Source organism: Microcoleus sp. T3_D1 (genome assembly GCF_036700405.1).
Classification (GTDB): Bacteria; Cyanobacteriota; Cyanobacteriia; order Cyanobacteriales; family Microcoleaceae; genus Microcoleus.
Window position 1 is genome coordinate 1 of sequence record NZ_JAUBOV010000139.1, and the last position, 9,654, is coordinate 9,654.

4 protein-coding genes, 1 tRNA gene and 1 pseudogene are annotated in these 9,654 nt (G+C 44.7%); 2 read left to right on the plus strand and 4 right to left on the minus strand.

The annotated features are described in order from the left end of the window. Positions 1-140: 140 nt before the first annotated feature. Positions 141-2,870 (minus strand): O-linked N-acetylglucosamine transferase family protein, encoded by a 2,730-nt coding sequence (locus QT992_RS32155; RefSeq protein ID WP_333342959.1) that lies wholly within the window; start codon positions 2,868-2,870, stop codon positions 141-143. Positions 2,871-3,143: 273 nt separating this feature from the next. On the opposite strand from QT992_RS32155, the gene QT992_RS32160 reads away from it, so the two are divergent. Both QT992_RS32160 and QT992_RS32165 read left to right on the plus strand, forming a co-directional pair. Continuing rightward, positions 3,144-5,690, plus strand: a complete 2,547-nt coding sequence (locus QT992_RS32160; RefSeq protein ID WP_333342960.1) for a calcium-binding protein — start codon at positions 3,144-3,146, stop codon at positions 5,688-5,690. 406 nt (positions 5,691-6,096) lie between these two features. After that, a tRNA-Gly gene (locus QT992_RS32165) sits at positions 6,097-6,168 on the plus strand. A gap of 159 nt (positions 6,169-6,327) precedes the next feature. Here QT992_RS32165 and QT992_RS32170 read toward each other — a convergent pair. The 3 genes and pseudogenes from QT992_RS32170 to QT992_RS32185 all read right to left on the minus strand — a co-directional run bounded on the left by QT992_RS32170 (position 6,328) and on the right by QT992_RS32185 (position 9,592). Further along, positions 6,328-6,561 (minus strand): hypothetical protein, encoded by a 234-nt coding sequence (locus tag QT992_RS32170; protein ID WP_333320042.1) that lies wholly within the window; start codon positions 6,559-6,561, stop codon positions 6,328-6,330. A 1,104-nt stretch (positions 6,562-7,665) separates the two neighbouring features. After that, positions 7,666-8,826, minus strand: a pseudogene (locus QT992_RS32180) (IS4 family transposase). Between the two features lie 166 nt (positions 8,827-8,992). Next, positions 8,993-9,592 (minus strand): transposase, encoded by a 600-nt coding sequence (locus tag QT992_RS32185; protein WP_333342957.1) that lies wholly within the window; start codon positions 9,590-9,592, stop codon positions 8,993-8,995. Between the last annotated feature and the right edge of the window lie 62 nt (positions 9,593-9,654).

Sequence of the window (9,654 nt, forward strand, 5' to 3'; positions counted from 1 at the left end):
TCAGTTTTGTAAAAAGCATTTTTTTTATTGTAGTGCGAGCGTCCCCGCTCGCGTATTGAACAATACGCGAGCGGGGACGCTCGCACTGTAAATGCAAAACTGAGATGCTTCCTTTGTTTTTTTCAAAAAAGGGCTAAGTTCTAAAGCCGATTCACTATTAGCATTTTTTCAAATACCGAACCCAAAGCTGCCGAATAAGCGCGACTATCCAGAAACCTCGGTTGCTGCTGCATTTTGTATTGGATTTCATCGCGCTTTTGCTTTCGCAATTGGGCATTAATTCCGAGTGCGACACTCAAGTTAATATAAGACTCTTCGCTGTCAGCAATTAAATCAAACAACTGGATATCTCGCAGGATGGCCGCCCCTTGTCGGGAACGCAAATTATTGCCCTCTCTCACCACAGTGGGCAATCCAACTTCTAACGGATCAACCGTCGAATTTGCACCCGCGTAGGGATAGGAGTCGAGATAGACATCAGCGAGTTTTAACACTGCTTTCACATCTTCGCGATTCGCCAGGGTATTTAATAAAATTAAACGAGTGCGATCGATACTGTATTTATCAAATATAGCAGACATTTTATTGATAAACGGCTGTTTGACGTAATCACCAGACCAGGTATTGCCGAAGGGATATAAAACCAGGACTGAATTAGGCACGGCTGCGATAATCTTTGCCCAAGTTTCCCTGAGTTCTGGAATAATCTTGAATGTATTAGCGCCGGAGATAAATACAACTGCTGTCTCGGAAATTCTCAAGCTTTTTCTCTCAAATTTAATACTTGCTTCTGCTTTTTGGATGCTATAATTAAAGCAAAATCCTGTCCCATCTAACATTACTAACCGTTCGCGATATTGTGCTTGCGCTTCTTGCAAAGGTTCCGTCAAAGTGCCGGAAATGTAGTAATCGATATTGCGGATGCCTGTAGTGACGGGAGATGCAAAATAGGTGGTCTGTAACCGCGCTAGGCGGTGCAAAGCTAGTAATATGATGTTTTGAGCGGCATTGGTGACGATCGACCCTACAAACAAAATATCCAGGTCATCGGCGCGAATTATCTCGACTTGACTGTGCAGTTCCTGCGGTAACTTCACCAGTTTGTCTGCCCGACTTTGACAGTATACATCCAAAGGGCGATCGCTCGCGTTGAGGACATATAAAATAATCTCAAATTTCTCTCTGTCTAAATGCTCGAAAGCCGGGATAGTGGTAAAAGTTTCTGAAATTGGCGCGAAACTTGCTTTGAGAATGCCGAGGCGAATTTTGCCTCTGTTAGCGGGGCGTTTGTCAAAGCTGAAGTCAATCTGATGTCCCCTAGTTTTTAGGATAAATTCTAGAATATCCGAGCGCTTGGTATAGACATCTTTTAAGTTATTTGTGCTAAAATAGAGAGGGACAAAGTTAACGGTATCTGCAAAGATTAAAGCAACATTTTGCCAAATTTTGGAGTCAGGATTGCTGAAAACGCGACTGTGAACTAAATCTACTAATTGCTGCATATAGCTACAATAGTTCTCGACTTCTCCCACTTCTTGAAAATAACTGGGGAAGTACAGCATAAACTCCAGCAAATCGTTAAAAAACCACTGTGGGACAGCAGTTCTGCCATACTGCAACGGCAACTGATCTGCCCGCCTATACAGCATCGCTGCTAGCAAATATTGGATAGCTTCTGGGGATTCAAATCCTTTAGCAACATATTGAGATAACTTCTCAACTTCCCGCTGTTCGACATCAGTCAGAGGTTCGTCTCTCATGCCGCTGGCTAGTAGCATTTTCTGGGCTTTTCCCGCATAGCCAGAATAGCTGCTTTGCAGTTTATCTGGTGGTGCAGACAGCCAAAATGCTGCTAGTTTATGGCGCGCTTGACGTAAATCTGTTAAGGGAGATTCATGGGATGTGCTATGATAGCGATCGATACAACCGGACAGCCAACTGAGAAATTGAGGCGACTCTGGGTTAAGCTGAACTTTGATAGTTTCCTGATGCAGTCGGAGGGATAAACGCTCTAGGGTTCCGCCATTTCGCGGCAAGGATAAGCTGGAAAATGGACTCGGCAAGTCGGCTACTAAATCTAGCTGATTTAGGATTTCCAAACATCCGCCAGATGTGAGATTGAGAACTTGAATTAGGGGATGGTTGAGGTGCAAGCTGCTCAGCATTTGAGGGTTATAAACTGACATCAAAGTATTTTTGATATCTGGTTCTTGGTTGTAGGGAGATTTCAGAGGCAGATTGAGCTTGAATTTTAATAATTCTAACACTTTGCCGGGAGATGTTAGCAAGGTATTCAAATTTACGAGTAGGCATTGATTGTAATGCCTTTTATAGAATTCTAAGATGTGGCCATTATAAAATTTCCATATCTTTAAGCAATATTCGGGGTTTTGTGAGAAAAATGGGATGTTCAACCGCAAGATTGAATCAGTGACATCCCAAGGATAGCGGTAGACAAATAGATAGCCAGCATTCGGGATGATTTGATTCCAGAAATCTAACATTAAACTGGTGCGCGGATCTTTCCAACCCCAAAGTTCTGAGTGGTTGGATCGAGATTTGACTAATTGCTTCGCAGGCTCTATATTAATGTTAAGTTTTTGGGCGTCTAGCTGTTCGCTTTCCGTCCACCCCCAATCGGGAAAACCTGTTTCGTCGCACCGAGAGCAAGTTTGCAGAATTGTTCGCTGAAATTCTACAAAATCACTATCTTCAAAGTAACCTGGGGGATTCCAATAGTTGCCTTTCAGGAGATTGTTTCCCAAGTCAAGACCTATTTTCTGTAGGAAGGCAGCAGTGAGAGAAGTTCCCGATCGGTGCATTCCTGTAATAATGAGCACGGGAGAATTGGTTCCGCTATTTAATAACATTTATTACTTTCTTTAGGATTAAAAAAACTTACTTGTGGTTAATTAGTCTATTCAAGTGATATATACTTACGGATATACGGTGACAAAAATATTGTGTTTTTTGGAACAAGATGGTATTATATAGCATCTTTTGTCCCAAATAAAACAAATTTTGCCTAAAAAAACTTTTTTGGAAAATTCGCATAATTTTGGGGAAAAAGCACTGATAGATAATTAGGGCGTAGTAGCTAAGTAAAATTAGCGATCGCCTGTTTACAGTAAGCAGGAAAAAACATGGCAATATTTCTGGGTACATCCTTAGATGACACTCTCAAGGGCGGGTTAGGCAACGACAGCCTTTTTGGGGCAGACGGCAATGACTCTCTGAGTGGTTCTGGCTCCAATAACACCTTAGATGGCGGTGCTGGCGATGATACTCTCGCACCAGGCGTTAGCGGCAATGATAGCCTCTTTGGTGGTGATGGCAATGACTTGCTTTATGGCGGTTTTTATAGCTCCCCAAATAGCACCTTAGATGGCGGTGCTGGCGATGATACGATCAATGCCCAGTATGCGAATGCCGGCAATGTGCTGCGAGGGGGAATCGGCAACGATCGCTATTCTGCCCCTGCGGGGAAACCCAGTCAGATTCAGGATACCGGTGGCACAGATCAGCTCTTTGTTGCGAATTTCCAGATCCCGGGCACAGACGTTTCTCTATCTTTGTCGCCTGGAAAGGTGGGATTTGCCCGACAAGGTACGAGCCTGCTGATTGACATTAACGCAGACGGGGTAGCAAAGCCAGCCGATGACGTTGTAGTTTTAGACTTTTTCGGTGCATCGCCGACTGTCGCGGGTGCTGGCTTCATCGAAACCATCAACAACCTCTCGGGTACAGCAATCCTAGCTGCTAATCTCACGGAGGCTACGGCGGCACCAGGACTCAATGTAACCACAGGTACTCCCGGCGATGATAACCTCATAGGCACTGCCGGTGATGACAACCTCTCAGGCTTAGAAGGCAATGACACCCTCGCTGGCTTAGATGGTGGCGACACTTTGCTTGGGGGTGCAGGAAACAACAGTGTCAGTGGGGGTGTAGGAAATGACTCCCTCCTTGGCGGCGACGGCAATGACACGCTGGATGGCGGTGCAGGCAATGACGTTTTGGGGGATAACCTTTTCGGTGTCAGTGGCAGCGATAGTCTGGCTGGTGGCGATGGAGATGACACGCTGCGAGGCGGCGGCGATTCTACAACTTTGGATGGCGGTGCGGGAAATGACAGGCTCTCCCTTAGCACCCTCAACGGTCTTCTCATCGGGGGAGACGGCAATGACTACATCAGGGGAGACGGCAACAATCAAACCTTAGAAGGCGGTACGGGTGACGATACTCTTACTACCCAGTATAGGAATTCCGGCAACGTGCTGCGAGGCGGTGCAGGTAAAGATATCTACGGAATCTTCTCACCATCAAAAGCTATTCAGATTCAGGATACCGAGGGTATAGAGGAGCTGAGCATAAATTTCGGCATTACCAGCACAAACCTTTCCCTGTCCTTGGCGGCGGGAACTCTAGGCTTAGGGCGGCAAGGTACCAGTCTGGTAGTTGATATCAACCAAGACGGAATCGCCAACCCTGCTGATGACTTGGTGATTTTAGACTTTTTCGGTGCATCGCCTACTGTCGCGGGTGCTGGCTTAATCGAAACCATCAACAACCTCTCTGGTAGCGACATTCTGGGTGCTAATTTACCAGAGTCACCCACAGCGCCAACACCCACGGCGCCAACACCCACAGCGCCAACACCCACGGCGCCGACACCCACGGCGCCAACACCCACCGCGCCAACACCCACCGCGCCGACACCCACGGCGCCGACACCCACCGCGCCGACACCCACCGCGCCAACACCGGTTGCACTCCCACCGCTGCCACCCACAGCGCCAACACCGGTTACGACGCCCACACCGGCTACAACACCTACACCCGTTTTCACTCCCGCATCGCCTGTGACGATCGCACTTCCGATCGCACTCACAGTCACAAGCGCGCCCGCACCAAGCGAATTGCCACAGATTCTCGGCACCAGCGGCAACGACGCGATCGTTGGCAGCGAAGCTAACAATATCTTGTATGGCAACCAGGGCAACGACACCGTGGGAGGCAATGGCGGCGACGACATCCTATTTGGCGGCAAAGGTGATGACGGTGTATTCGGCGATGCTGGCAACGACCTCTTGTTTGGCAACCTCGGCAACGACACCCTTGTCGGCGGCGACGGTGCAGATACCGCATTAGGTGGCAAAGCTGACGATTTGATATTTGGCGGCGCTGGTAACGATGTCCTCGCAGGCGAACTCGGCAACAATACTTTACTCGGCGACGAGGGTAGCGATACTCTGTACGGCGGTGAAAATAATGATGTGTTGTTTGGCGGTAGCGGCAACGATTTCCTCTACAGCACAAAAGGTAACGACATCTTCGTTGGTGTTGACTACACTGCTGCTAACCCAGGGCTAGGCGAAATCGATACGCTGATTGGTGCAGAAGGCAATGATACTTTCTTGCTGGGAGATGCTACCAAGTTCTATTACAACGATGGCAACGATACCGGCACTGGCGCAGGCGACTACGCTTTGATTGTCGGTTTTAACCCGATCAAAGATATCCTCCAACTTCAAGGTGCTCCTAGCACTTACGTGTTAGGTGCTTCACCCGAAGGATTGCCTGCTGGAACCGCTATCTTTAAGAAGACTTCGGGCTCGGATGAATTGATTGCGATCGTCCAATCAGTTTCTTTCCTGGCTATTGACAGCAACTCTTTGCGCTTCGTCTAACGGCAAAGTTCGATTCCCCTCGATCGATCGGCGGTTGAAACCGCTTTTTGTCAAACGAAGTCCCTCTCTAAGAGACTAAGAAATTTAAGTTAGATTAAGTCCTGCCTTTGGTGCAGGACTTTTTTTGTGCGGTGGAGGGGCGATCGGCGATCGCCCAAAATTGATTGTCAAAATGCTATACTAGACCTCTTGCAAAAATAATTAGGACGGGCTCTGGGGCCCATCCCACAAGAAAAAATAAATCTTGTGGGATGGGCCCCAGAGCCCGTCCCATCAATTGATGAAAAGGATTTTTGCAAGAGGTCTACTCAAAATCCGAAAATAGTTGTACAATGTTTTTCTAGTGGTTTTTTAGCGATCGGCCTCCCAGGTGAAAGCAGGTGAAAACAGGTAAAAAACCCTAAGCGCGGGCGTAATTCAGTGGTAGAATGTCAGCTTCCCATGCTGAACGTCGTGGGTTCGAGTCCCACCGTCCGCTTGCGCGAACAGTATTTAAAACCCTTGAGGAATCAAGGGTTTTGGCGTTTCTAGGGCTTGTTCTCTGTGGTTGCACAGGATGTTTTGGAGACAAACACAGAGTTTTTGGAGACAAACACAGGGCTGTTTGGAGACAATTTGGAGACAAAATTGGAGACAATCAAGTGCCTAGACTTGCCAATATGTCCAAGACTGCTTCCATATCAGCCAAGTCTGCCCTCGACTTTTTACGCCGCGCTTTTAACTTATTGAGCAAGTCTGCCGGCTCTGGAAAATCGGGAAAATTTTTCCTGGCTGCATCATTTTTTGATTTTTGTCTCAGGTCGGAGAGTTCCCCCTCAACTTCTTCCCGATCGGGGCGTTCTACTTCGAGTTGCGATCGGAGTGTTTTCACATCCTCTCTCAATTTAGGAATGAAAATTTAATAACTTTAGCGTCTGCTAAATAGTCGGAACTGCACGATACAGCACTTCCGGATGTTATGAGGTACAATAGAATCGACTAAAAATAATATACAAATGAAAGCATACTCAGTAGATTTGCGATCCTTTCATAGTAGCAGCCCATTTAGAACAGAAGCTGTCGATCAGAAAAACAGCAGAAATATTTGCCTGCAGTAAAAGCTTAGTTCAAAAACTTGTCAACCAACAAAAAATCGAGGGAAATTTACAGCCCTTACCCAGGGGTAAACCCAGATTCAGTCATTTGAATAATGGGTCACAACAATTAAGAGAAATAGTGGCAGCACATCCCCATGCAACCTTGGTAGAATTGTGTGAGTTATTCGCCCAAAAGACAGGAAATTGGGTAGGCAGAACAGCAAGGTGTAGTGCCTTACAGAAGTTGGGATTAAATCGTAAAAAAAAACAGTCAGGAGTAGCCAAGCAGGCACATAAAGAGTCATGAAGTTAAGGTTAGAGTATTGGGAAAAAGTCAAGTATATCGAGCCCAAAAATATATTTTTTTTAGATGAGACGGGAGTATTACGCTTGTTTAACCCGAACTCATGCTTCCAACGAGGGACGAGAGCCTAAGCGGTCAAACCTTTTTATCGAGGTAAGAAAGTCACAGTAATTGGTGCACTTAGTCTCACGCAAGTAGTGGCATTAATGACCCTAGACAACTCGATGGATAGCCAAGCATTTGAGGTGTTTACCCTTGAAATGTTTAGTGCCAGAATTGTGGTCGGGAGCAGTAGTAGTGATGGATAACTTACCAGCGCATAAAGTAGATTCAATTAAGCCCGTAGATTGAAGCGGTGGGTGCTTCCATCTTGTGTTTGTCCCCATACTCTCCTGATTTTAATCCAATACGGTTCAGTTAAGGGCTATGCAGTGCTTAAAACAATAAATACAGGAGGATTCATTATGATTCCAGTACCTCTGTGTTTAACTTGTTTAGACCGAAATTTGGAAACAGGCTTTTTCACGACTCTTGGGTTGTTTGTCGCTCACTATTTCCGGTATATTTTGATCGAGAATCTCCAAAGTCAACCAACTCAAAAAAAGGGAAGTTCTTGTTGTTGTAACCGCTGAAATTTTGGCAGCCCGCGACGAACAACTCGTAATGTTCCAGTAAAAGAAAGAAGCAAGGGTGAAATGCTTGCGTTGCTTGCCGCTTGAAAAATTAATGACCTTAAAGCTCTTCGGTTCTAGTAGTAACCCATATATTTCTTGTACCACCTCAAGAGGCTTTTGAGAACGAAGATGAGTTTTTCGTCCTAATAAATGTACTTTCAGTTCATCAATCGTATTCTCAACTTCCCAACGTTGATGATATTCACAGGCAAGTAACTGGGCCCGAAAGTTTTCCGCGTCCAACAAGCTGGTAATTAAACGATATCTAATTTGTGCTTCTGGGCGGTCATCATTCTCAATTGTGTACTCAATTACTCTTACCTGTATTGGCTGAAATCCTTTTTTTCTTAATTTCCCCGATGGATAAATCCAACTCAAATATGAACCGTCATCTAATTGTGTTTCGTTTAAGAATTTAACTTTGGATGGAATTTGCCCCAAATACTCACAACCTTTACTGACTGTAGCTTCTACCATCGCATAAGAATGTAAGCCTCTATCCCACATCAACAGCATTCCCGGCGTTACTGATCTCCATAACTTTAACGCTCTTACTCTTTCTCCCATTTTATATGGACACATTAAGGCATCAAATATTAAATGTGTTCCTGCCTCTACTAAAATAACTAATCTCGATGCAAGGAAACGCTGCTCTTGTACCTGGACGGCTTCCTGGACGACCAAAAACTCTGGCATTTTCATCACCCAGAGAGGAGATATAAGCAGGTTCCGTCTATCACTACGACTCTGAGTTCGTTGATAAAAGCTCCTACTGTTTCAACTGTAGCCCTTGGTCGTACTAATGAATGAAACAACTGTCTCATCACGCCTGCTGCTAATCTTTGTCTGGCTTGAGTAATTGCCGATTTACATGGAAATCGGCAATATTTACCAATTTTTATCCACCCTTCATTAAGACCATCAAGCAAATTTTTTAGTACATCCCGCATTGCATCTTTCGACCACAGACTCATGGCGATTACCAGACACACTACCAGTTGTGCTGGTAGGGCGCGATGACGTTTCTCTTCAACCTTGGTTTTAGTAATCGCCTGTTCGATTGCAGTGGCTGGAATCGCCATTTCTATTGCTTTGAATATCTCCGTACTTGGGATTTTGAGAGATACTAATGAGAATTCTTTGAGATGCACGCTAACTTGCTCTCCCTTTTTGCATACAATCAGAAGTGTTGAACGCTTATTGATAGAATTCTGAAAATAGACATACGAATCCTATAAAATGCTGATTTCAGCAATTGAAAACAAGTTCCTTAAACCAGTGAATATAGCTGATTTTCTCACACATAAAAGCCTGCAAATATCGTAATTTGTCTAAGAGTTTATTTCCAATTTTATCAGGAACTTCAACTAACTGAAGCAATAAATAACAAATCAAACAGGCATAGATTTGGATCTTGATTCCATTAGTATTTTTAGTAATTATACGAGCCAGTTTTAAATGCATTTTTAAGAATTTCCACAGCAATTCAATCTGCCATCGTCTGCGATAAATTTCTCCAATTTCTTCATTGGTGTATGCTAATTCTCCTGATTCAGGTAAATTAGTGACAAACCTAAATTCAGTTCGGGTTTCTAAATCTGAAAAAGTCACTAATCTTACTTGAACTTTTCGTTTGTTACTCCACACTTCATAAGTTCCATCCTCCTTCATGTTGATAGTAGAATTATTCTTAATTCGTAGTACAAAATATTGATTTTCTTGTTTCATTAATGCTTGAACGCGTTCCGAACTCGAAAAACCTCTATCCATTACAGCGACTCCATTTTGAGGTGTGGCTGCTATAGTTTCATCTCCATGCTCACTGTCATGACCTTGGGAGCATAACAGTTATGCGATCAGTATAAATACTGATGATAATTTAAGCTGCTGCTTTGAGATTGACACCAATC